This window comes from Providencia sp. PROV004 (assembly GCF_011045615.1).
Classification (GTDB): domain Bacteria; phylum Pseudomonadota; class Gammaproteobacteria; order Enterobacterales; family Enterobacteriaceae; genus Providencia; species Providencia rettgeri.
In genome coordinates, this window is the sequence record NZ_CP042859.1 from 1,926,834 (window position 1) to 1,952,213 (window position 25,380).

General features: G+C 41.6%; 20 protein-coding genes. 13 read left to right on the top strand and 7 right to left on the bottom strand.

Going from position 1 to position 25,380, the window contains the following annotated elements:
- The first annotated feature begins 3 nt into the window (after positions 1-3).
- The 5 genes from nuoJ to nuoN are packed head-to-tail and all read left to right on the top strand — an operon-like array spanning position 4 to position 5,690.
- On the top strand, positions 4-546 hold the full coding sequence (gene nuoJ / locus FVA69_RS08340) for an NADH-quinone oxidoreductase subunit J (protein ID WP_004912236.1): 543 nt from the start codon (positions 4-6) through the stop codon (positions 544-546).
- Positions 543-845 carry an NADH-quinone oxidoreductase subunit NuoK gene (gene nuoK / locus FVA69_RS08345; protein ID WP_004912233.1) on the top strand — a complete coding sequence of 101 codons (303 nt, stop codon included), beginning with the start codon at positions 543-545 and terminating at the stop codon, positions 843-845. The genes nuoJ and nuoK overlap by 4 nt, the downstream gene beginning before the upstream one ends.
- Positions 842-2,683, top strand: coding sequence for an NADH-quinone oxidoreductase subunit L (gene nuoL / locus FVA69_RS08350; RefSeq protein WP_004912230.1), 1,842 nt, complete (start codon positions 842-844; stop codon positions 2,681-2,683). The genes nuoK and nuoL overlap by 4 nt, the downstream gene beginning before the upstream one ends.
- Before the next feature lie 19 nt (positions 2,684-2,702).
- Positions 2,703-4,223, top strand: coding sequence for an NADH-quinone oxidoreductase subunit M (gene nuoM / locus FVA69_RS08355; protein WP_004912225.1), 1,521 nt, complete (start codon positions 2,703-2,705; stop codon positions 4,221-4,223).
- Positions 4,224-4,229: 6 nt separating this feature from the next.
- The gene (gene nuoN, locus FVA69_RS08360; RefSeq protein ID WP_004912223.1) at positions 4,230-5,690 is read left to right on the top strand and encodes an NADH-quinone oxidoreductase subunit NuoN; all 1,461 of its coding nucleotides are present in this window, start codon (positions 4,230-4,232) and stop codon (positions 5,688-5,690) included.
- A gap of 56 nt (positions 5,691-5,746) precedes the next feature.
- Here nuoN and FVA69_RS08365 read toward each other — a convergent pair whose 3' ends face one another.
- Positions 5,747-6,730 carry an alpha-xenorhabdolysin family binary toxin subunit B gene (locus tag FVA69_RS08365; RefSeq protein ID WP_164528669.1) on the bottom strand — a complete coding sequence of 328 codons (984 nt, stop codon included), beginning with the start codon at positions 6,728-6,730 and terminating at the stop codon, positions 5,747-5,749.
- Positions 6,731-6,741: 11 nt separating this feature from the next.
- Positions 6,742-7,950, bottom strand: a complete 1,209-nt coding sequence (locus FVA69_RS08370; protein WP_164528670.1) for an alpha-xenorhabdolysin family binary toxin subunit A — start codon at positions 7,948-7,950, stop codon at positions 6,742-6,744.
- A 751-nt stretch (positions 7,951-8,701) separates the two neighbouring features.
- On the opposite strand from FVA69_RS08370, the gene FVA69_RS08375 reads away from it, so the two are divergent.
- From FVA69_RS08375 to menE, 6 genes are all read left to right on the top strand, one after another.
- Positions 8,702-10,036, top strand: coding sequence for an isochorismate synthase (locus tag FVA69_RS08375; protein WP_164528671.1), 1,335 nt, complete (start codon positions 8,702-8,704; stop codon positions 10,034-10,036).
- A 117-nt stretch (positions 10,037-10,153) separates the two neighbouring features.
- Entirely contained in the window at positions 10,154-11,827 is a 1,674-nt protein-coding gene (gene menD, locus FVA69_RS08380) for a 2-succinyl-5-enolpyruvyl-6-hydroxy-3-cyclohexene-1-carboxylic-acid synthase (RefSeq protein ID WP_109911558.1), read from the top strand.
- The gene (gene menH, locus FVA69_RS08385) at positions 11,827-12,591 is read left to right on the top strand and encodes a 2-succinyl-6-hydroxy-2,4-cyclohexadiene-1-carboxylate synthase (protein ID WP_123382590.1); all 765 of its coding nucleotides are present in this window, start codon (positions 11,827-11,829) and stop codon (positions 12,589-12,591) included. The genes menD and menH overlap by 1 nt, the downstream gene beginning before the upstream one ends.
- Positions 12,592-12,603: 12 nt before the next feature.
- A complete protein-coding gene (gene menB, locus FVA69_RS08390; protein WP_004912212.1) occupies positions 12,604-13,461 on the top strand; it encodes a 1,4-dihydroxy-2-naphthoyl-CoA synthase in 858 nt (285 codons plus the stop codon).
- Positions 13,461-14,432 carry an o-succinylbenzoate synthase gene (gene menC / locus FVA69_RS08395; protein ID WP_004912210.1) on the top strand — a complete coding sequence of 324 codons (972 nt, stop codon included), beginning with the start codon at positions 13,461-13,463 and terminating at the stop codon, positions 14,430-14,432. The genes menB and menC overlap by 1 nt, the downstream gene beginning before the upstream one ends.
- Positions 14,420-15,829 carry an o-succinylbenzoate--CoA ligase gene (menE, locus tag FVA69_RS08400; protein ID WP_164528672.1) on the top strand — a complete coding sequence of 470 codons (1,410 nt, stop codon included), beginning with the start codon at positions 14,420-14,422 and terminating at the stop codon, positions 15,827-15,829. The genes menC and menE overlap by 13 nt, the downstream gene beginning before the upstream one ends.
- Positions 15,830-15,873: 44 nt before the next feature.
- Here the strand turns inward: menE and FVA69_RS08405 are convergent, their stop codons facing one another.
- Entirely contained in the window at positions 15,874-17,313 is a 1,440-nt protein-coding gene (locus FVA69_RS08405) for a catalase (RefSeq protein ID WP_004259872.1), read from the bottom strand.
- A gap of 335 nt (positions 17,314-17,648) precedes the next feature.
- On the opposite strand from FVA69_RS08405, the gene FVA69_RS08410 reads away from it, so the two are divergent.
- Positions 17,649-18,191 (top strand): YfaZ family outer membrane protein, encoded by a 543-nt coding sequence (locus tag FVA69_RS08410; protein ID WP_004912202.1) that lies wholly within the window; start codon positions 17,649-17,651, stop codon positions 18,189-18,191.
- A gap of 114 nt (positions 18,192-18,305) precedes the next feature.
- On the opposite strand, the gene tyrP is transcribed toward FVA69_RS08410, so the two are convergent.
- Positions 18,306-19,454: a tyrosine transporter TyrP gene (gene tyrP / locus FVA69_RS08415; RefSeq protein WP_238789294.1), complete on the bottom strand. Its 1,149-nt coding sequence runs from the start codon at positions 19,452-19,454 to the stop codon at positions 18,306-18,308.
- Positions 19,455-19,933: 479 nt separating this feature from the next.
- Here tyrP and FVA69_RS08420 point away from each other — a divergent pair, with 479 nt between their 5' ends.
- On the top strand, positions 19,934-21,274 hold the full coding sequence (locus tag FVA69_RS08420) for an anaerobic C4-dicarboxylate transporter (protein WP_109911562.1): 1,341 nt from the start codon (positions 19,934-19,936) through the stop codon (positions 21,272-21,274).
- Positions 21,275-21,346: 72 nt separating this feature from the next.
- On the opposite strand, the gene yfaE is transcribed toward FVA69_RS08420, so the two are convergent.
- The 3 genes from yfaE to nrdA are packed head-to-tail and all read right to left on the bottom strand — an operon-like array spanning position 21,347 to position 25,052.
- A complete protein-coding gene (gene yfaE, locus FVA69_RS08425; RefSeq protein ID WP_109911563.1) occupies positions 21,347-21,610 on the bottom strand; it encodes a class I ribonucleotide reductase maintenance protein YfaE in 264 nt (87 codons plus the stop codon).
- Positions 21,611-21,612: 2 nt separating this feature from the next.
- Positions 21,613-22,749 carry a class Ia ribonucleoside-diphosphate reductase subunit beta gene (gene nrdB / locus FVA69_RS08430; protein ID WP_004912195.1) on the bottom strand — a complete coding sequence of 379 codons (1,137 nt, stop codon included), beginning with the start codon at positions 22,747-22,749 and terminating at the stop codon, positions 21,613-21,615.
- 11 nt (positions 22,750-22,760) lie between these two features.
- Positions 22,761-25,052, bottom strand: coding sequence for a class 1a ribonucleoside-diphosphate reductase subunit alpha (gene nrdA / locus FVA69_RS08435; protein WP_004912194.1), 2,292 nt, complete (start codon positions 25,050-25,052; stop codon positions 22,761-22,763).
- Positions 25,053-25,380: the final 328 nt, after the last annotated feature.

Below are 25,380 nucleotides of genomic sequence, written 5' to 3' on the forward strand. Positions count from 1 at the left end.
TTCATGGAATTTACATTTTATATCGCCGGTCTAGTTGCCATTTTAGCAACTTTAAGGGTGATAACGAATACAAATCCGGTGCATGCACTGTTGTATCTGGTTGTTTCTCTGCTGGCTCTGTCAATGGTGTTTTTCTCCCTCGGCGCGTATTTTGCTGGGGCGTTGGAAATCATCGTATATGCAGGTGCCATTATGGTCCTGTTCGTGTTCGTCGTGATGATGCTCAACTTAGGGCGTTCTGTTCAAGAACAAGAGCGCGCTTGGTTGACGCCGAAAAACTGGATTGGCCCTGCGGTGTTATCCGCGGTTTTATTGGCTATCTTAGTTTACGGCATTACCTCGTTGTCTTATCAAGAAGGCATTGAGGGAACCATCATTGGGGCGAAAGAAGTGGGAATTAGCCTATTTGGGCCGTATGTTCTGGCTGTCGAATTGGCATCTTTGTTATTACTCGCAGGTTTAGTGGTAGCATTCCACGTTGGACGTGACCGTAAAGAAAACGGCGCTGACCTTGTCAGCATCGAGAAGGCGGAGGAACAAAAATGATACCTCTAGAACACGGTCTGATTTTAGCGGCGATTTTATTTGTGATGGGGCTCAGTTGCCTTGTTATTCGCCGTAATCTGCTTTTCATGCTGATCGGACTGGAAATCATGATTAACTCAACTGCACTGGCATTTGTGGTTGCAGGGAGTTTTTGGGGGCAGCCAGACGGCCAAATTATGTATATTTTGGCAATCGCATTGGCTGCAGCGGAGGCGAGTATTGGATTGGCGTTGTTACTGCAACTCCATCGTCATCGTCAGAACCTGAATATTGATAAAGTCAGTGAGATGCGCGGATGAACCTACTCTATTTAACTATTCTGTTGCCTTTACTGGGGTCGGTGCTGTTAGCCTTCTCTCGTGGACGCTGGTCAGAAAACGTTTCGGCCATTATTGGTGCGGGGTCGGTTGGCTTAGCGGCCGTCGTCGCATTCTATGCTGGCAATGAATTTTTAGCTCAAGACGCAGGTAGCGTATTCATCCAGCCACTTTGGACTTGGATGTCTGTCGGTACCTTTAATATCCCATTCACTCTAATGTTAGATGGCCTGTCATTGACCATGTTAGGTGTGGTAACGGGTGTGGGCTTCCTTATCCACGTATATGCATCTTGGTATATGCGTGGCGAGGAAGGTTACTCACGTTTCTTCGCTTACACTAACTTGTTTATCGCAAGCATGGTGGTTTTAGTCCTCGCTGACAACATGATGCTGATGTATCTCGGTTGGGAAGGGGTAGGGCTGTGCAGTTACCTGTTGATTGGTTTCTATTATACCAATCCAGAAAACGGCAAAGCGGCGATGAAAGCGTTCTTTGTAACGCGTATCGGTGATGTGTTCCTCGCAATTGGTATGTTTATTCTGTGGAATGAGCTTGGCACACTGAATTTCAGCGAAATGGCGGTGTTAGCACCTCAAAAATTTGCGGAAGGTTCAAGTGCGATCAACTGGGCAACCTTGATGTTATTAGGTGGTGCAGTCGGTAAATCAGCACAGTTACCATTGCAAACGTGGTTGGCAGATGCGATGGCGGGTCCAACGCCAGTTTCTGCACTGATCCACGCCGCAACCATGGTAACCGCGGGTGTGTACTTAATTGCTCGTACCCATGTTCTGTTCCTGTTAGCGCCTGAAGTATTACATTTAGTCGGCGTTGTGGGGGCTGTGACATTAGTACTGGCTGGGTTTGCTGCACTGGTGCAAACCGATATCAAACGTGTGCTTGCATACTCCACGATGAGCCAAATCGGTTATATGTTCTTGGCACTAGGTGTACAAGCATGGGATGCAGCCATTTTCCACCTGATGACGCATGCTTTCTTTAAAGCGTTGTTGTTCCTGTCAGCAGGTTCAGTCATTTTGGCATGTCACCACGAACAAAATATCTTCAAAATGGGTGGGCTGCGTAAGCAAATTCCATTCATCTACGCTGTGATGTTAATCGGCGGAAGCGCGCTGGCAGCATTGCCACTGTTTACCGCAGGTTTCTACAGTAAAGATGCAATTTTGTGGGGTGCACAGCTTGATGGACAAACTGTGTTGTTGTGGGCAGGTATCCTCGGTGCATTAATGACCGCAATTTATACCTTCCGTATGATTTTCATCGTGTTCCACGGTGAAGCGAAAATCAAAGCGCACAAGGTTAAAGGCATCACTCACACATTACCACTGGGCATTTTGGCTATTCTTGCAACGTTTGTTGGTGCATTAATCCACCAACCACTCGAAGGGGTTTTCCCAGCCGAAGCCGCAGGCAGTGAAGACGGTAAAGTCTTACTCGAAGCGATTTCTGGCGGGTTTGCTATCGCAGGTCTATTAATTGCGGTATTCCTCTATCTGTTCAGACGTTCAATAGTCGATGCTATCGCGAAAACTGCAGTGGGTCGTTTCTTCAGCGCATGGTGGTACCAAGCGTGGGGATTCGATTGGCTGTACGATGTAGTCTTTGTTAAGCCATTTAAAGGTATAGCATGGCTACTAGAAAGCGATCCGGTTAACTCTCTGATGAATATCCCTGCACATCTTTCACGTTGGGCAAATAAAGGGCTTGCAGTGAGTGAAAACGGCCAAATTCGTTGGTATGTTGCCTCGTTGGGGCTGGGTGCAGTGCTGATTCTTGCTCTGCTGCTTTTGGTTTAATTAAGGGACACATTGCGCCATGCTATTACCCTGGCTAATACTCATTCCCTTCATCGGAGGCCTGCTAAGCTGGCAGGCTGACCGGTTCAGTCATCGCGCACCGCGTTGGATTGCACTGGCAACGATGGGAATAACATTGATACTTTCCGTACAATTGTGGTTACAAGGGAGCTACTCCCTTGTCAATCCACAAGGTATTCCACAATGGCAATCTGTTTTCTTTATGCCGTGGATCCCGTCACTGGGAATTGACTTTCATTTAGCAATTGACGGTTTATCACTGCTGATGGTCGTGTTAACGGCTATCATGGGGGGCTTCTCAATTCTGAGCTCTTGGAGTGAAAACCAGAAAAACCAAGGTGCGTATCACTTTAACCTGTTGTGGATTATCACAGGTGTGATGGGGATTTTTACCGCGGTTGACCTGTTCTTATTCTTCTTCTTCTGGGAGATGATGCTGATCCCAATGTATTTCCTAATTGCCAATTGGGGACACAAAGGGTCAGAAAACAGACAACATATCAAAGCCGCGACTAAGTTCTTCATCTACACGCAAGCAAGTGGTTTGATCATGCTAGTGTCCATCATTGGCCTAGCGTTGGCGAACTACAATACTTCAGGTGTATTAACATTCGACTATAACCAATTGCTGGGTGCAGAACTCTCTAGCAATGTCGCGTTTATGTTGATGTTAGGTTTCTTTATCGCCTTTGCCGTTAAAATGCCACTGGTCCCTTTCCATGGTTGGATGGCAGATACCCAAGAGCAATCGCCAACAGCGGGTTCAGTGGATATCTCCGGTATCATGCTAAAAACCGCAGCATACGGTCTGTTACGCTTTACCTTGCCTCTGTTCCCAGAAGCGTCTATCCAGTTCACTCCAATAGCGATGACACTGGGTGTGATCAGTATTTTCTACGGGGCATGGTTAGCGTTCAAACAAACGGATATCAAACGTCTGGCGGCGTACAGTAGCTTATCCCACATGGGGTTTGTGACAGTCGCTATTTACGCGGGTTCAACCTTGGCTTACCAAGGTGCGGTGATTCAAATGATCACCAACGGTTTGTCCGGTGCGGCACTGATTATCATCAGTGGTCAACTGTATGAACGTACACAAACTCGTGATATGCGCATGATGGGTGGATTATGGAAACGCATTAAATGGTTACCAGGAATGTCCCTGTTCTTTGCTGCGGCAACGTTAGGAATGCCAGGTACAGGTAACTTCATTGGTGAATTCATGATCCTGTTCGGTAGCTTCAGCCAATTCGCGTTAGTGACCTGCATTATGGTCTTTGGTGTGGTGTTTGCGTCTATCTATTCACTGTGGATGATGCAACAGACCTACTACGGTACACCTAAGTCTGAAAAAGAAATGAAAGGGTTAACGGCACGTGAATTTGGTGTGCTGCTGGCTCTGGCTGCTTTACTGGTTATTATCGGTTTCTACCCACAACCAATTTTAGATACCTCAATTGGTTCGATGGAAACATTGCATAACCTGTATTCTGCTTCACTTACAACATTAGGGCTGTAATTCGCCATGACAATAACTCCTCAAGAACTGATCGCAATACTACCACTGATGATCGTCGGGTTGACGGCGGTGGTTGTGATGCTGTCCATTGCGTGGCGACGCGATCACCTGACTAGTGCCGCGCTGACAGTATCAGGCTTTATTATTGCGTTGCTTTCACTCATTTGGGTAGCCGATGGCTACCTAATGGATGTGACTTCGCTTATTCGTGTTGATGGCTTTGCACTGTTCTATAGCGCATTAGTCCTGATTGCAGGTATTGGAACGTCTATCTTTGCTTACCACTGGTTAGAAGGTTTTGGTGATAATAGAGATGAGTTCCATTTACTTGTTGCTATCGCAGTAGCGGGCGGTGTGCTGTTATCTATGTCAAACCATATGGCATCAATGTTTATCGGTATTGAGCTGATTTCATTGCCTCTGTTTGGTCTAGTTGCCTATACCTTTGAGCGCAGTCGCACATTAGAAGCCGGGATCAAGTACATGCTGTTATCTGCAGCCGCGTCTTCATTCCTGTTATTCGGGATTGCGTTACTGTATGCAGAATCGGGTAGTTTAAGCTTTGCTGCTGTTGGTCAAAGCCTTTCCGATAGCCAAATTCACGCACCATTGGTGATGATTGGTTTCGGTATGCTGATTGTAGGTTTTGGCTTTAAACTGTCACTGTTTCCATTCCAACTGTGGACACCAGACGTTTACCAAGGTGCGCCAGCACCAGTGTCAGCCTTCTTAGCAACCGGTAGTAAAATCGCTATCTTCGCAGTATTAGTGCGTATTTTTCTGGAAGCGCCAATCGCCAATAGCAATACGTTAGCGATTGTGATTTCTGTGATTGCTATTGCATCTATCCTGTTTGGTAACTTACTGGCTATCACACAAAAAAGTGCAAAACGCTTACTGGGTTACTCATCTATCTCACATATGGGTTATTTACTGGTCGCTCTTGTTGCGTTACGTATCGACCCTGTTGCGTCACAAGTCACTATCGCAATCTACTTAGTGGGTTACTTGTTTGCGAGTTTAGGGGCATTTGGTGTTGTGAGTATCGTTTCAAGCCCTTACCGTGGTGATGATCAGGATGACTTTAGTGCATTCCGCGGGCTATTTTGGCATAAGCCAATTCTTGCAACGGTAATGACGGTAATGATGCTTTCATTAGCTGGTATTCCAATTACATTAGGGTTTATTGGTAAATTCTATGTGATTGCATCCGCAGTGAATGCAGAGTTATGGTGGCTAACGGGGGCTGTAGTGGTAGGTAGTGCTATTGGTTTATATTACTACCTAAGCTTTATGGCTAGCCTATATAGTCGTGATGCAGAACATGCAGAACGTTATACAGGCCCTGAAAAAGCAACGTTAGGAACTGTTGTTGCTGTTATTTGCGCCATTGCTGTTATCGTCTTTGGTGTATGGCCACAACCACTTATTGATATGACATCAACAGCGCTTGCTGTGATTAACTAATAGGCCAAAATTTCCTATTGCTAATAAACCGGTTACTTCTAAGTAGCCGGTTTTTTTTAATCGGGTAACTGGCGTTGATATTGATATTCCATATCGTCTAAGAAAGACATGAGTACCTGACTTGCTAAGTTAATTTTTTGAATATTCAACATTTTTTCAGACGATTTTTCATTAATAAAATGACACCATTGCAACCAATAATCTTTAATTAAGCTTATCTGAGTAATAATTGACAATTTATGCGAATCTATAGTGGTTATTTGGTCAGCTAATAGCATGAGCTGAGAAAGCTTAAATATTGTTTTATCAATATGGTTAACTTCTTCTTTTAATTCTAAAATTTGATTGCCTAAATCTAATCTGACCTCGACAAGTTGCGCAAATTCCAAACCATCATCAATGACTGATAATAAATTTTTAATAAAGGCAACGGCTGATTTTAATATTTGTTTTTTATTTGTTGGCATATCAATTGAGTCAATTAATTCGTCATTTAACAAATGTTTCTTTAAGAAATCGGTAATTTTAGATTTTAATATAATATCTTCTGCTGCGATGATAACGGAGTGCTGTTGATTGATTTCATCTATTTTTAGAGTTTTGCTATTTTTGGATGTGACTAGAAGTTCTTTCTGCTCAGTATATTGATGTAGTTTGTGCTGATTGCTTTCTTCTAAATGAATGAGTGATAAAGAATCAGTGGTATAACTGAATTTGGTAATTATTCTTTCTAATTCTAACTTGAAATCAATTAAATCTTCAATGAAGCTTTTAACTAAGATTTCATCAGGTATGTTGATATTTTCATTATTTAATTCGCTTTTTAAAATATAATTTAATTTTATTTTAAGTTTCGGTATTGAGTTTCTGATTATTTCATTGATATTAAAAGATTTACTGGCTATTTTTTGTATTTTTCCATGGATAATAAAATCATAATGTATTATGTTTTTATTAAATGCGGAAATTTCGTTTGACATATGCCTCAATTGATAAATATCAATAGGGGGGAGTATGGGTAAATCAAGCTTATCTTGCATATTAGTACCTTTTATTGAGGGGGAGTGTTATTTGGTTGAATTTCATCAAATAACTTTATTAAATGTGTCGAGTATTCTTGAATGGTATACCAAGATGTAATAGCACGTTTAAAATGAGTAATGAACTGAATAAGTTTTTCAGCGTTATTGATTTTTTTGAAAACCTCGATTGATTGAGTTATTTCGGTTAGGAGGACTAGCCACATATAATCTAAGTGGTCAACGGCTAACCGGGCATCTTTAAATAAACTATCAATTTTATGGAGATTGATTTGAATATCAAAAATAACTTTTTGGGCAAATTTTTCTTTGTTGATTTGGTCACTAATTGATTTTATTTCTGTTAATGTTTCATTCTTTTTTGCCCGAATTTTTTCAGCCTTTGAGCCAAAAATCCCTCCAGTGATAATGAGGCCGATGACACCACCAACTAAACCCGTAAAACTGAGTTTCACAAAGTGTGAATACTCGAGTTCTAATTGCTGGAGTTCTTGTTTTTTCATTTTAAGTGATTCTTGTAAATAGGAATCGGTTGTTTCATTATTAGTGGGATCAAGTTGTTTATATAACCCTTTAACATTGAATAGCAATGATTCAACATGTTGATAATTAGATAAATAACCTCCTGTAATATGTACGCGGAAATCAGAAATGATATTTTTAATATTACTTGTCTTAATAGATTGGTCTTTAATATCATCCCTAATTAATTGTAAGATATTAGTTAGCTCGGTAGCTATTTGCTGGTCATCATTTTGATAATATATTTCATCTAGTTCATGTTCACTAATATCATTCAAACTCTCAGACACTTTTTTCAAAATAGGCATATGGTTTATATATTCAATAATTTGCCCACCTGTTTGTATAATGTTTCGGCTAACTAGAGATAGATTGACAGATTGTTCTTTAACATGTTGTTCAACGTTATCCCAGCTATTGGCATGTTCACGAATATTGATAATGGTACCAATTAGTTCATTTGTATCGATTGGCAAGGTTGTTGATGAGGTAATACCAAACCATTTTAGAATATCATTTTTTTTCCAAGGCAAAGAAAGAGAAAAGTAAACGTGGCGATGTATGCTAATTAAATCATCTAATGTGAAAATACCGACTTCACGGGCTGAAAGTGTGTCTTGATTAGTTAATAAAGCTAAGGTTGTATGGCCTATATGTTCTTTTTCAATAATTCTGTCGTAATTATCTTTTGTATTCATTTTAAATTCCACATTGATTAAGTTAAAGATTGAATGCTTATTTTTCTTAGTACTGTTGTATGGTTAAATTACCTATTTATTGCAAATAAAAATATAAAGTTCATATTTGTTAACCTACTAGAAATTGACTGAAAGTTTTATATTAAAAAATGAAAATCAGAGCTAAAAAATAGCATTTTGAATAATTTAATATGTGTTTTAAATATTATTCTCTATTATTTTTATTTGAAAATCATCTATAGTAGTGCTAAATAAAATAACTAATAAGAATATGATATTAATTAAAATATACGATAATTTTTTTGTTTTGAATTAAAAAGGCTTGCAATGGAACATGGGTTTAAAGCTGACATATCACTATGTTTCAAAATGAAATTTTCATTGGGTAAAAATGATGCAGTTTCGAGAAAGAAGCAAAGATTAAAGAGGATAAAATCACATTTTCTATTAATTAAATGAATGGAGTGCTATGTAATATACATAATAAGCTATACTATCAACAGCCTGAAGGTCACTATTAGTGAGTGATAACAGGTTTATTTTGACACAGCTGCTCTTGGCTATCGTCATTTGAGCCATAAAAAATAATTATAGCGAAGTACTAAAAGCAATCTCTTAATTGCAGGTAATCTACTTTTAGTGCTGAATGGGCGGTATAGCATTTACTGTTAGTCATCAATGTATTAAAAAATTGTATTGCGCTATATAATAACCGTAGTGAATTTGTGTGATGTAGCAGTGGGAATCTAAAGTGAACTATAAAAAAATTGATCAATTGATAACTGAAATTTTGGACCATTTGTCTACATTGACACTAAAAAATCAAGAGTTTACTCGTTTAGTTTGGCAATTAGATGCACAAACCTCTTTTCCTGGCCTTTCATGGCTGTCGGCACAGCAAAGTTATCCTCAATTTTATTGGTATCAACGCACTGGCGCCGAGGAATGCAGTGCTCTTGGTATGGTGAAATCCTTTGATTCGATAGATACGGCACAAGTTTTTTTATCCCAGTATCCTGATATGCCAGAGATGCGCCTATGGGGGCTTAATGGCTGGAATGCGGTTGGAACGGGCATTCCTGAAGAGATAAAACGCCAAGCAACTTTTTGTTTTTTGCCCCGCATTGAAATTCATCGATTACGTTCGACAATTAGTGTTAGCGTCAATATTGAGGGGGAAGAAGACCGCTTGAATGCTATTCATCTTTTACAGCAATTGAAGCCGGCTTCTCATGTGAGATTGACATTGAATGCCAATATTACTGCACAAGAACATATTCCTACGCATGATGAATGGTGTCGTTTATTAAATTGCGCTATTGATGACATGAAGTCAGGGAAGATGGAAAAAGTGGTGATGGCAAGGGAAACAAAACTCACCCTGTCTAAACCCATTGCGGTTGCTGAGTTTTTAGCCCAAAGCCAGCAGGTGAATCATCATTGTTACCATTTTATGATGGCCTTCAACGCACAGTCAGGGTTCATCTCTTCGACTCCGGAACGTTTATATTTACGGCAAAATGAACAACTGAATTCTGAGGCCTTAGCGGGAACTGTCGCTAATGACCCTGATGACGCCGTCGCTGCGGAGTATGCTAAGTGGTTGATGGACGATAAAAAGAACCAACACGAAAATTTAGTCGTTGTGGATGATATTTGCCAACAATTACAAGGTGCAGTGACGGGAGTTGACGTATCATCAGCAAAAGTGATCCGCTTGAGAAAAATCCAACACCTTTATCGCTCTATTGTTGCGACATTAATCAATCCTTCTGATAGCGATTGCTTACAACGTCTTCAACCTACCGCTGCCGTATGTGGTTTACCTCGCAAAGTTGCACGGCAATTTTTAGCAAGTAATGAACCCTTTTCTCGTGGCTGGTATGCAGGAACTGGCGGGTTTATTAGCTTAAATAAAAGTGAATTTGCGGTATCTCTACGTTGTGCACAAATAGAAGGTGCGCATGTCTCATTATATTCAGGTGCGGGCATTGTCAGTGGCTCAGACCCAGAGCAAGAGTGGATAGAAATTGAAAATAAAGCGGCGGGGCTTAAATCTTTGTTTGGAAATAACGAAAAACCATAAAGTTAAAATGGTTATTTTCTTTTATTTCAATTAGTTCACCAAAAATTGTTCTGAGATCAAGAAATTTATTTCAGCCAGTCTAAACTAGTTGATAACTAATAATTTGCTGAGCATATTATGTCGAATTCTGCTTTTAATCTCCGTTGGGCTGAAGTGATTATTGAAGCACTATCTCGCCACGGAATGAAACATATCTGTATTGCGCCAGGCTCTCGTTCGACGCCTTTGACTCTGGCTGCCATCAATAACGCCAAATTACATTGTCACACCCATTTCGATGAGCGTGGTTTGGGTCATCTGGCACTTGGATTGGCAAAAGCCAGCAATGAGCCAGTAGGTGTCATTGTGACGTCAGGGACTGCGGTTGCAAACCTTTATCCATCATTGATAGAAGCTGGACTAACTGGAGAAAAAGTTATTTTTCTCACCGCAGATAGGCCCCCTGAATTGATTGATTGCGGTGCTAATCAGGCTATTCGGCAGACGCATATTTTTGCATCTCATCCTGCTCAATCATTAATGTTGCCAAGGCCGACACAAGATATTTCAGCTAAATGGTTGGTAACCGCTATTGATAATGGCATGAACCAGTTACGCCATGGTGCATTTCATATCAACTGCCCATTTGCTGAGCCACTATATGGTGATATGGATGGGGAACATGAATGGCAGAAAACCCTTGGGGAATGGTGGAATTCGAGCCACCCGTGGCTCACTGAACCGTTAACTCATTCTGTCGCTCTAGTGGCAGATTGGTATTTTTGGCGGCAAAAAAAAGGCGTTGTGCTTGCCGGTAGAATGAGTGCGAGTGAAGGGGAGCTCGTTGCTAAATGGGCTCAAGAACTCGGATGGCCAGTTATAGGTGATGTGTTATCTCAAACAGGGCAGCCATACCCTTGCGCAGATTTATGGCTTCAGCATCCCGATGCTCAACAGGTTTTAAAACATGCAGAATTAGTTGTCCAGTTTGGTTCAAGCTTAACAGGAAAACGGCTATTACAATGGCAAGCCAATTGTGAACCGCAAGAGTATTGGATTATCGACTCGATACCTCAACGGCTAGACCCAGCTAATCATAGGGGAAGAAAGTTAACCTGTTCAATTAAAGGTTGGCTGGACAACCATCCTGCACAGCCGAGAAGTTTGTGGTGTGAATCTCTGCAGACGTTAGCGCAAAAAGCCCAACACCATGTACACCAACAGTTACATGACCAGTTTTCCGAAGCGGCGGTTGCATTTCAATTGCCAGAACTACTCTCACCACGAGGTCAACTATTTGTTGGAAATAGCTTAATTGTTCGTTTGGTGGATGCACTCGCACAACTTCCATTAGGCTATCCGGTATATAGCAACCGCGGCGCAAGTGGTATTGATGGTCTGATTTCTACCATGGCGGGAGTGCAACGAGCAACAGCTCGTCCAACATTAGCTATTGTTGGGGATATTTCTGCCTTATACGATTTGAATAGTTTGGCGCTGTTGCGAGAACCTTCAGCACCGACAGTCCTAATCATCGTGAATAACAATGGCGGGCAAATTTTCTCTATGCTCCCCACACCAGACGAAGCAAGGCAAAATTATTACTGTATGCCGCAAAATGTCAGTTTCGAGCCTGCTGCGAAAATGTTTGGCTTACAATATTGTGCGCCGACAGATTGGGGAACACTAAAAAATACTGTTCAACAATTTTGGCATAGTCAGCAAGGAACATTGTTGGTGGAATTACAGGTGGCAAGCGATGAAGGCGCGCGTACTTTAAAACAGCTGCTTAATGAAGTTGTGGAATTGTAATGTTATCCGCTCATCGACATCATTCTACCTCATCGGCTCCTTGGATCATTTGGTTGCATGGTTTGTTAGGCAGTGCGGATGACTGGTCACCCGTGATTGATCAAACACGGACTTTTCCATCATTAGCTGTGGATTTGCCAGGTCATGGCGGTTCTCATTCAGAGCCATGCCAGAGTTTTTCACATTTTGATCAACAACTCAGCGAGCTTTTACAGTATCATCAAATTAATGAATACTACTTGGTTGGCTATTCACTCGGTGCTCGGCTCGCAATGCATTTTGCCTGTCACTATCAGCCTAACGGGCTATTAGGTTTAGTAATTGAAGGCGGGAATGTGGGGTTAGCCAATGAACAAGAACGTGTTGCTCGAGCTGCTAATGATGAGGCATGGGCGCAACGTTTTCGTTCAGAACCCATTGAAAAAGTGTTAGATGACTGGTATCAACAAACTGTATTTGCTGATTTGTCGGCCACTCAGCGCCAACAGTTAATTCAGTTACGTGGACAAAATAACCCGCACAGCATTGCTGCTATGCTAGAAAACACATCATTAGCAAAGCAACCTTTTTTGGCGGACAAATTGCATCAATTAATCTGTCCTTATCGTTATTTTTGTGGCGAAAAGGATCAAAAGTTTCGAAGCGTTTCGCAACAATATGTTTTGCCGTTAACGCTGATTGAAAATGCAGGGCATAATGCACATCGGGAAAACCCCATGGGCTTTGCAACTGCACTACACCATTTTTTATCACACTGTGGTTAAAGGAATCTGATAATGATTTATCCAAGCGAAGAAAAATTATACGCACCAATTGAATGGCAAGATTGCTCTACAGGGTTTGAAGATATTCGCTATCATAAATCTCCTGAAGGAATTGCTAAAATTACGATTAACCGTCCAGAAGTGCGTAATGCTTTTCGTCCACAAACCGTGAAAGAAATGATCCAAGCACTGTCAGATGCACGTTATGATGACCACATTGGTACTATCATTCTAACGGGTGAGGGCGAAAAAGCTTTCTGTGCAGGCGGCGACCAAAAAATCCGTGGTGACTACGGCGGGTACCGTGATGAAAGCGGTACGCATCACCTTAACGTATTAGATTTTCAACGCCAAATTCGGACTTGCCCAAAACCTGTGGTTGCGATGGTCGCAGGTTTCTCAATTGGTGGTGGCCATGTGTTACATATGATGTGTGACCTGACTATTGCTGCGGATAACGCAATATTTGGTCAAACTGGGCCAAAAGTCGGTTCATTTGATGGCGGCTGGGGCGCATCCTATATGGCGCGTATCGTTGGACAGAAAAAGGCGCGTGAAATCTGGTTTTTATGCCGCCAATACAATGCACAAGAAGCATTAGATATGGGCTTGGTTAACACAGTTGTCCCATACGCAGATCTTGAAAAAGAAACCGTGCGTTGGTGCCGTGAAATGCTAGAAAATAGTCCAATGGCATTACGTTGCTTAAAAGCGGCATTAAATGCGGATTGTGATGGTCAGGCTGGCCTGCAAGAATTAGCCGGTAATGCCACTATGCTGTTCTATATGACAGATGAAGGGCAAGAAGGTCGTAATGCCTTTAATGAAAAACGTGCTCCAGACTTCTCTAAATATAAGCGTAATCCATAATGCGTAAAGCCCGTATTTATTCGTTCAGCCTGCCAATGGAGGCAGGCGTTATCCTTCGTTATCAGCGACTAAAAACTCGTGATGGGCTTTTAGTGTGTTTACAAGATGGGGATAATGAAGGTTGGGGAGAAATTTCGCCTCTACCTGAATTCAGTCGTGAAACATTAGAAGAAGCAACCGCCGAAACTATTAAGCGAATGAATGAATGGGTGAAAGAAGGCAAAATTTCTAATAGTCTACTACCCTCTGTTGCTTTTGGCTGTAGCTGTGCTCTAGCGGAGTTAACAGGGGAGCTACCAAAAGAGGCTGACTATCGCAAAGCACCACTGTGCAGTGGTGACCCAGATGACCTCATTTTGAGCCTTGATGCAATGGAAGGCGAAAAGGTTGCAAAGGTAAAAGTTGGGCTCTATGAAGCTGTGCGTGATGGCATGGTGGTTAACTTATTACTAGAGGCCGTTCCAGAACTGAAACTGCGCTTGGATGCGAATCGCAGTTGGACTCGAACAAAAGCTGACGGTTTTGCTAAATATGTTAACCCAGACTACCGTGACCGTATCGCATTCTTAGAAGAGCCGTGCAAAACCCGTGAAGAGTCACTGCAATTTGCAGCGGATACCGGCATTAGTATCGCTTGGGATGAAAGTGTACGAGAAGAAGGCTTTATGGTTGAGGCGCAGGAAGGCGTTTCTGCGATTGTAATTAAACCAACACTGACAGGCAGCTTATCTTATTGCCGCTACTTAGTAGAAGAAGCGCATCGCTTAGGATTACAAGCCGTGATCAGTTCATCCATTGAAAGTAGCTTTGGTTTAACGCAACTTGCTCGTGTAGCACATTGGCTAACGCCAAATACCATTCCAGGCTTAGATACGGTATCACTTATTCAATCTCAATTGATACGGCCTTGGCCTCAATGTGATATTCCGCTCCAGCAGTTAGATGATTTAACGCTTGTATGGCAGAACTAGATAACTTTAAAGATTGGCCTTGGCAACACTGGGCCAATCTTCGTCCCAATGCGATCGCCCTTGTAACTGAGTCCCAAAGTATGACTTGGGAAAGTGTAAGCCAACAAGTTACTGACCTTAAAACTTACTTTTTAATGCAAGGTGTAACACAAGGGCAGTGTATCGTTTTGCGTGGGAAAAATTCAGTTGAATTATTATTGAGTCAACTGGCACTTATTGCGTGTGGCGCTCGTGTCTTACCGTTAAATCCCCGCCTCCCAGAACGGTTATTAGCAGAATTACTGCCTCATCTTAATGTTAGCGCAGCCATTGATTTTACTGATGAATCAAATTTATTAGCCAATTATCGCCATTTAGATTATCAACTCTATTATCATTTTATTGGTGATGAAAAGGTTGCTCCGGTTGTTTTTCAAGAGGCTATTCAGCAGCCTGCTACGTTGATTTTAACATCGGGGTCGACAGGTCTACCTAAAGCCGCCGTTCACAGTGTTGCAGCTCACCTCAATAGCGCTGCCGGTGTTGTTAATATGATGAATTACCAGCAAGATGATTGTTGGTTACTCTCGCTGCCGTTATTCCATGTATCTGGTCAGGGTATTGTTTGGCGTTGGCTTTTGCAAGGCGGCGCACTTGCGGTAAAAAATCTCTCTTTAGCCCAGGCATTACATGGGGTGACTCATGCCTCTTTGGTGCCGACCCAGCTATGGCGTTTATTGAATGATAACTCAATGGCGAATATAGCGTTGAAAGCCGTTTTATTGGGCGGAGCCAGTATCCCTTCAACACTCACGGACTTGGCACAACAACATGGAATTGCGTGTTGGAGTGGCTATGGGATGACAGAAATGGCTTCTACAGTTTGTGCTAAACGGGCAGATGGCAAGAAAGGCGTTGGTTTACCCTTAAAAGGTAAGCAAATTCGTCTTGTGGGTGGTGAAATTCAAATCCAATCAGACAGCCAAGCGCTTGGTTATTGGTTTGATGGGCAAATTCACCCTTTAAATTGCCTAGATAACTGGTTTAAAACCAACGATAAAGGAGCATTTATTGATGGCGAGTATCAGATCCTTGGTCGTTTAGATAATTTATTTATCAGTGGTGGGGAATGTGTTCAACCAGAAGATATCGAGTCAGTCATCAATTCATACCCTGATATCAGCCAAAGTTTTATTATCCCCATTGATGATGTGCAATTTGGGCAACGCCCTGTCGCGGTTATTGAAGCAAATGAGTCCGTAGGTTTACATCAGCTGGCGGATTGGCTAAAAGATAAACTCGCACCATACCAATATCCTATGGCCTTTTATTATTTAGACCCTGAATTGAAAGCTGGGGGAATAAAAGTGTCGAGACAACAACTGAAAAAGTGGTTGTTAGCTAGAATGCAGGAATAGGGTGAAATAGTGGTGGGGTTATCCCCACCACTTAATAAATTACACTATTTTAGTGCTTTTAATGCTTTTTCAACACCAGCGCCGTATTCTGGGTGAACTTGTTTAAATAACTCGATTTGGCGCACTTGAGTGGCTTCTGTCGCGTCAATCAGTTCGCCCGCAATACGTTTAAACATACGTTGGTGCTCGGCATCATCTAATAACTCATATAATGCACGTGGTTGGCTGAAGTAATCTTGGTCTTCGCGGTGATCCCAATGGTCAGCGGCACCTTCAATAGATAATGGCGGTTCGCTAAAGTCAGGTTGCTCTTGGAATAAGCCGGCTTCATTTGGCTCATAGGTCACATGGTTGCCGCTATTACCGTCAACGCGCATTGCGCCATCACGGTGGTAATTATGGAATGGGCAACGTGGGGCGTTCACTGGGATTTGGTGGTGGTTAACCCCAAGGCGATAACGATGGGCATCTCCATAGGAGAATAAACGGCCTTGTAACATTCTATCTGGTGAGAAACCGATACCCGGAACCACGTTAGCTGGGCTAAACGCCGCTTGTTCTACGTCAGCAAAGTAGTTGTCTGGGTTACGATTAAGTTCAAAATAACCGACATCAATTAATGGATAATCTTTGTGCGGCCAAACTTTGGTTAAGTCAAATGGGTTATAAGGAACTTGAGAGGCTTCTTTCTCTGGCATAATTTGCACTTGCAAATTCCAGCGTGGGAAATCCCCTTTCTCAATGGATTCAAACAGATCGCGTTGTGAACTTTCTCTATCTTTACCGACTAATTGCTCTGCTTGTTCATCAGACAGATTCTGAATACCTTGTTGGCAACGGAAATGGAATTTAACCCAGAAGCGTTCATTATTACTGTTGATGAAACTATAAGTGTGGCTACCAAACCCGTGCATATGACGGTAACTTTGTGGTATGCCACGGTCACTAGCATCAATGGTTAACTGGTGTAAAGATTCTGGTAACTGAGAGAAAAAGGCCCATTTATGTTCCATTGTACGCAGGTTAGAGCGAGGGTCGCGCTTAACTACGTGGTTTAAATCAGGGAATTTTAATGGGTCGCGGAAATAGAACACAGGGGTGTTGTTACCCACCATATCCCAGTTGCCTTCTTCAGTATAAAATTTTAATGCGAAACCACGAATATCACGTTCTGCGTCGGCAGCCCCGCGCTCACCTGCAACGGTAGAGAAGCGAGCAAACATTTCAGTTTTTTTCCCTACTTCAGAGAAAATTTTTGCGCGAGTATAGCGGCTAATATCATGAGTTACAGTAAACGTACCGAAAGCGCCAGAACCTTTTGCGTGCATGCGTCTTTCAGGGATCACTTCACGGTCAAAATGGGCAAGTTTCTCTAAAAACCAAACATCCTGTAATAACATTGGGCCACGTTTACCTGCTGTCATCACATTATTATTATTGGCGACCGGGGCGCCCGAGGCGGTAGTAAGGCCTTTCTTTTTCATCACAATGCTCCTTTGTTTGGATTAATGGACTACACAAACCTAACTAATAAGTTAATATTTTGTAAAAAATAAAAAACAGGACTACAATAAACTTGTAATTCAGTATAGTTATTATGGAATTGATTATCTAATTAATATAACCAATTACTGTGATTACCCGTGAAAAAAACGGTATTCATCGCACTTTTTCGCACTAAAATTTTTGATTTGTGAAATTTTGTAATGAATAAAGTCGGCTTTTATAAAGGCTATAGCGTAAATCTAGGTAAGAATGGCTGAAAATAGGGTAAAATTCGCGTAGTATCCATAGGTAATAATATCAAGAGGATAAAATAATGCGCAAACTATTATTATTAGCAGCAGCGATGTCACCATTGTTCGTAGGTACTGCCCATGCAGTTTCAGTCAGTGCACAAGCGGGTGAACATTTTACTGAGCTGTCTGCAGGGTTAGGTAACCAAAATGCAGGGTTAGCATTTAACGGTTCTTGGGCTCGTAGTGACCATGATGGGCAAACGGGTAGTATTGGTGCCACATTTGGTTTACCTGTTGGGCCTTTCTCTGCATTTGTCGGGGGTAAAGGGTTATATTTATCACCGGATCACAATAGTAGTGGTGCTGCATTAGCGGTTGGTGGTGGGTTAAATTGGCAGGCTATGCCTTCATTAAATATTTATGGTGAAGCCTATGGTGCTCCTGAGTCATTGACCTCAGGTAGCAAGTCTTATGTCGAAGCGAAAGCGGGTGCACGTTATACCGTATTTAAACCTTTATCTATTGATGCAGGTTATCGCTTGATTGAAATGAAAGGGACTCATGGCAATAGTAGCGATAAAGTTGCCGATGGCTGGTATGTAGGGGCTGGCCTTTCATTCTAAGATTATTAAATTTATCATTTATTAGATTTAACCGTTTGAATCTCGAAAAAACCGCCAAATACTACGCTTGGCGGTTTTTTTATATCTTTAGAATATTATTAATAAGCGAATAGTTTAGCCAACGTTTGGTAAAAATCCGGCAACAATCGAAAATTGGATAGCGATTACTGCCACACCACATGCCAACACTAAGGCTAAAATAGGTGTACCGCCTTTAACTTGATACCCACCTTGAGTTTCTAATTTACGTACACGTAGGGTTAACAGTGCAGGAATAATCAGTGCTAAGACTGAGAGCGCGACAGCGGCATAAGTTAATGCTTGTACGAAACTACTAAAGAATAGGGCGGCCAATAATGGCGGAACAAAGGTAAGCAAGCCTGTTTGTGCACGACCGATAAAATGGTTGCTACGCTTGAACAAATCTGCGAGGTAATCAAATAAGCCCAATGCAACACCTAAGAAAGACGTGGCTAACGCTAAATCCATAAATAGGCTGACGGCAATATTGACTCGAGGTGTAGCAACAACATCGCGAATTGCGGTGAGTAACCCATTAAGGCCAGACTCCTGCGCTAGGATCCCGATAAAGGTGTGTGATGGAATAGAACCTAACGTAGCGATTTGCCATAGAATATAAGCTACTAAAGGAATTGCACTTCCGGTAATGAAAATCATACGTAATTTACGTACATCTCCATTCATATAGTTAACTAAACTCGGTACGCTACCATGAAAACCAAAAGAGGTAAAAATAACGGGCACTGCGGCCAAAACAAGGCCTTTTTCAATCGGCATAGTGCTTAAGTTTACCGCTTCAGCATGTGGCATCATCACAACGAGCATGATGACCAAAAAAATCGTTTTTGCTGTAAATAAAATACGGTTAATAAAATCGACTGAATGTGTGCCAATGCACACGACTGCACCACCAATAATAGTAAATGCGATAATGGCAGTGTTGGTTGAAATGTTAATTCCCCACCAAGAAGACAGGCTATCTGAAATTAATACGCCTGCACCACCGATGTAAGCGGTTGTTAATGCGTACATTAATAGCAGCATACTGAGCCCAGTCACTATTTGGCCAACAGGACCCAGATATTTTTTAGCGACGGAGCCTAGGCCCATATTTGTAGGGTTATGCTGATACACTTCGACTAATAGTAATGAGGTATAACTCATTAACATCCATAATCCAACAAGCAAGCAAACGATGCCTGTGAAACCGACTCCTGCAGCGGCAAGTGGCATTGCCAACATCCCTGCACCTATTGTTGTCCCTGCAACGATTAACACACTGCCAAGCGTACGATTCTTCACAAGTTCCTCTGATTGAATTTCAATAATTAACAAGTGATGCAGATTATGCGATCGAAAGTTCGCTGTCAAATGTAAATTACAGCTGGTGTAATTATAAGTTTACACTGATAATCAAGTAGATAGCGAAACTAAAGACAATAATCAGGGTTAATTAAGTGAAGAAAAAATGATGATTTATAGTGACTAAAGGTAAATTTAAATGGGGTGGTTTGTTAAAAAAGGTGTGGTAATTAGTTGATTTTTATTAAAATGGCAGCTAACTGTACAGTATGTCAGTTACTTAATGTAAATTATGTGATGAGGTCAAAATAAAAGCATAAAAAATAAAACTAAATTGATTTTGAAGTTATCATAAATCAAATTAATGCTTGAAAATCATCCCGATAATATATGCAAACATATATATAAAGGATGGAACTATGGACTTTATGATTCAACTCGCCATTATCCTTGTTTGCTTATTCTATGGAGCAAAAAAAGGGGGAATGGCACTCGGGCTATTAGGTGGTGTTGGCCTAGTTATCTTAGTTTTTGGTTTTGGTTTACCGCCTGGAAAACCGCCTGTTGATGTTATGCTTGTTATCATTGCTGTTGTTGCCGCATCAGCGACGTTACAAGCATCAGGCGGTTTAGATGTCATGCTGCAAATTGCAGAACGACTACTGCGGAAAAACCCTAAGTACATTTCTATTGTGGCACCTTTTGTGACATGTATCTTAACCATTTTGTGTGGTACAGGGCATGTGGTATATACGATTTTACCTATCATCTACGATGCGGCGATTAAAAATAATATCCGTCCAGAAAGACCGATGGCCGCGAGTAGTATTGGCGCGCAAATGGGGATTATCGCCAGTCCGGTTTCAGTCGCGGTTGTTTCACTAGTAGCAATGCTAAATGGTGTGACAATCAATGGTAAGTCACTCGAATTTTTGGATTTATTAGCAATTACTATCCCATCAACGTTAATTGGTATTTTAGCTATTGGTATTTTCAGTTGGTTTAGAGGTAAAGATCTCGATAAAGACCCTGTATTCCAAGAGTTTATCTCAGTCCCTGAAAACCATGATTATGTTTATGGTGACAGTGTGACACTGCTAAATACAAAGTTACCGAAAATTAACTGGGTCGCGATGTGGATTTTTTTAGCCTCTATCGCAGTTGTTGCACTACTTGGCGCATTCTCTGAACTAAGGCCGTTAGTTAATGGTAAGCCGTTATCTATGGTTTTAGTCATCCAGATGTTTATGTTATTAGCGGGTGCGCTAATTATCATTATCTGTAAGACCAATCCTGGGCAAATTTCAAAGAATGAAGTATTCCGTTCAGGGATGATTGCTATCGTGGCGGTGTATGGTATCGCTTGGATGGCGGAAACCATGTTCGGCGCACACATGGATGAAATTAAAGGAACGTTAGGTTCTTTAGTGAAAGATTTCCCTTGGGCTTATGCTGTCATCTTGTTATTAGTTTCTAAGTTTGTTAACTCTCAAGCCGCTGCACTAGCCGCTGTTGTGCCAATTGCATTAGGTATTGGTGTTGACCCTGCCTATATTATCGCTTCTGCGCCTGCGTGTTATGGTTACTACATTTTACCGACTTATCCAAGTGATCTTGCGGCAATTCAATTTGACCGTTCTGGAACAACGCGTATTGGTAAATTTGTTATCAACCACAGTTTCATTCTACCGGGGTTAATTGGGGTGGGTGTGTCTTGTGTGTTTGGCTGGGTATTTGCAGGTTTGTATGGTTATTTATAATCAATAAAGTAAGTGAATAAAAAGTGATTGCACAGGTAACGGATAAACCGCTGTGCAATCACCTATTTTAGATTAACCGATTTCAATATCCGATAGCGGATGGCAGCAGCAGGGAAGGATCTCGCCATCTTGTACAAATGCGATGGGTTTTTGTTTATAACCCACTTTACCATGCAATAATGTCACTCGGCACGAACCGCAGTAACCTTCACGACATTGATATTCTACAGGAATACGGCTGTCTTCTAAGGCTTCCAGCAAACAGGAGTGAACTTCGGTATGGTAGGGGACTTGAACACCCTGCGTTAACCGCAGGGTGATTTTATGGCTTGCCATACTTACAGTTCGAAGTCGCTCAAATCGTCGGTATCGACTTGAGAGTCAATTTGGCCGACTAAATAAGAACTCACTTCAACCTCTTGAGGCGCAACTTGTACGTTATCAGACACCAACCATGCGTTGATCCATGGAATTGGGTTTGAACGTGCTTCAAATGGCAATTTCAGGCCAACAGCTTGCATGCGAATGTTAGTAATATATTCAACATATTGGCATAAAATATCTTTATTTAAACCAATCATAGAGCCTTCGCTGAATAAATAGTCAGCCCACTCTTTTTCTTGCTCTGCTGCTTGAACGAACAGGTCATAACACTCTTGTTCGCACTCTGCCGCGATTTCGGCCATTTCTGGGTCATCTTGCCCTGAGCGCAACAGGTTCAACATGTGTTGTGTTCCAGTTAAGTGCAGCGCTTCATCACGTGCGATTAGCTTGATGATTTTAGCATTTCCTTCCATCAGTTCGCGTTCAGCAAACGCAAATGAACAGGCAAAGCTAACATAGAAACGGATGGCTTCGAGCGCATTGACGCTCATTAGGCACAGATACAGCTGTTTCTTCAATTGACGTAGAGAAACAGTGACTTGTTTGCCGTTACAAGTATGCGTGCCTTCACCAAACATATGATAGTAATTGGTCATTTCGATCAGGTCATCGTAAAAACCAGAAATATCTTTAGCACGTTTTAAAATTTCTTCATTTTCAACGATATCGTCAAAAATAATGGCTGGGTCATTTACAATATTACGAATAATGTGTGTATATGAACGTGAGTGGATAGTTTCAGAAAACGCCCACGTTTCAACCCAAGTTTCCAGTTCAGGAATCGAAATCAGCGGCAATAATGCCACATTAGGGCTGCGGCCCTGAATAGAGTCCAGCAGCGTTTGGTATTTCAGATTACTGATAAAAATATGTTTTTCGTGGTCTGGCAACGCGTTATAGTCAATACGGTCGCGAGATACGTCAACTTCTTCAGGGCGCCAGAAAAACGACAATTGTTTTTCAATCAGCTTTTCAAAAATAGGGTACTTTTGCTGATCATAGCGTGCCACGTTAACTGGTTGGCCGAAAAACATCGGCTCCAGCATTTGGTCATTTTTTTTCTGTGAAAATGTTGTATATGTATGTGACATAACAATTCCTATTAAATTTTACACGCGCCGCCTTCGCAATCGGAATCCGCTGACTCAACAACTTCTTCCAGATCGCCCTGAACATCTTCCGCCCCATCGCGGGTGTTGTGGTAGTAAAGTGTTTTCACACCAAACTTATAGGCGAGCAATAAATCTTTTAGCAATTGGTTCATTGGTACTTTGCCGCTCTCAAAACGAGTCGGGTCATAGTTTGTGTTAGCAGAAATCGACTGGTCGATAAATTTCTGCATGATACCAACGAGTTGTAAATAGCCACTGTTTGAAGGCATTTGCCATAGTAGCTCGTATGCGCCTTTCAGATTTTCGTAATCTGGCACTACTTGACGCAAAATACCATCTTTAGAGGCTTTAATACTGATATAACCACGTGGTGGCTCAATACCATTGGTTGCGTTAGAAATCTGTGATGATGTCTCTGAAGGCATCAATGCAGACAGTGTCGAGTTACGCAGACCATGTTGTTTAATATCTTGGCGTAAAGCTTCCCAATCGTAATGCAAAGGTTCATTAGTTAACTTATCGAGCTCTTTTTTATAGGTATCGATAGGTAAAACGCCTTGTGCATAAGTTGTTTCATTGAACCATGGGCAAGCACCTTGCTCTTTTGCTAACTCATTCGAGGCTTTTAATAGATAATACTGAATGGCTTCGAATGTTTTGTGCGTTAAATTGTTCGCACTACCGTCAGAATAACGAACACCGTGCTTCGCGAGATAATAAGCGTAGTTAATCACCCCAATACCGAGTGTACGACGCCCCATTGAGCCTTGCTTCGCCGCAATGATTGGGTAATCTTGGTAGTCAAGCAGTGCATCAAGAGCACGAACAGCTAATATTGCCAGCTCTTCTAATTCATCTAGGCTATCAATCGCCCCTAAGTTAAATGCCGATAATGTACACAGCGCAATTTCACCGTTCTCGTCATTAATGTTATTTAATGGCTTAGTTGGCAGTGCAATTTCTAAACATAAGTTTGACTGACGAACAGGGGCAACCTGTGGGTCAAATGGGCTATGTGTATTACAGTGGTCAACGTTTTGAATATAGATTCGGCCAGTAGACGCACGTTCTTGCATCATTAATGAAAATAGCTCAACCGCTTTAACACTGGATTTGCGAATATTTTCATCTTGTTCGTATTTCACATATAAACGTTCAAATTCGTCTTGATCAGCGAAAAATGCATCATAAAGACCTGGAACGTCTGATGGACTGAATAATGTAATATCTTGGTTTTTAATCAAACGCTCATACATTAACTTGTTGAGTTGCACACCGTAATCCATATGGCGAACACGGTTACCTTCAACCCCACGATTATTTTTCAGTACCAATAAACTTTCAACTTCAAGGTGCCAAATAGGGTAGAACAAGGTTGCAGCACCACCACGAACACCACCTTGCGAACAAGATTTCACCGCAGTTTGGAAGTGTTTATAGAACGGAATACAACCAGTGTGGAACGCTTCACCACCACGAATTGGGCTGCCTAATGCACGAATGCGGCCTGCATTTACCCCAATACCTGCACGCTGTGAGACATATTTCACAATTGCGCTTGAAGTGGCATTGATGGAATCTAAGCTGTCACCACACTCAATCAGTACACAAGAGCTGAATTGACGTGTAGGAGTACGTACCCCCGCCATAATTGGCGTAGGTAATGAAATTTTGAATGTTGAAACGGCGTCATAGAAACGGCGAATATAATCGAGACGCGTCTCTTTTGGGTAATGTGAAAACAGGCAAGCAGCAACTAAAATGTATAAAAACTGTGCGCTTTCATAAATTTCACCGGTAACACGGTTTTGAACTAAATATTTTCCTTCAAGCTGTTTTACCGCAGCATAGGAAAAATTCATATCACGCCAATGGTCTATAAAGCTATCCATTTGCTCGAACTCTGCTTCAGAGTAGTCTTCCAGCAAATGCTTGTCATATTTCCCCATTTCGACGAGGTGTTTAACATGCTTATATAATGCAGGCGGTTCAAACTGGCCATAGGCTTTCTTGCGTAAGTTAAAAATAGCAAGACGTGCAGCTAAGTATTGGTAATCAGGTGTATCACCCGTAATTAAATCTGCTGCTGCTTTGATCATCGTTTCGTGAATGTCAGAAGTTCTGATCCCATCATAAAACTGAATCTGTGAACGTAACTCCACTTGAGAAACGGATACGTTACTTAGGCCTTCCGCGGCCCAGGTTATTACCTTGTGGATTTTGTCGAGATCAATGCGTTCTTTATGTCCATCACGCTTTGTGACTAACAGACTCTGGTTCATGAGCAAGTACACCTTGGTTGAACTACAAATGGGTTAAAAAAACATAAAAAAGCTCATGGTGTAATGCCATGAGGCTAGTAGTGTTATGTTTGCTTGTACCACTATATGTAGTAGTTTGTTTAGAATACCATAACAAGATAATGTTAATATGTGATTTTATCAAGTGAACAAATTAGAGGGATCTTGTGGATAACTGGTTGGATAAGAAAACAGATCATGTCGGTAAGCTGCATGGTAAAAGGCATTAATAAAAAAAATGCTTCCGACATGAGGACTAAAATAAATTTTGTAAACTGCGATCGTTTGCTGCTTTCTTAAACGTACTGCT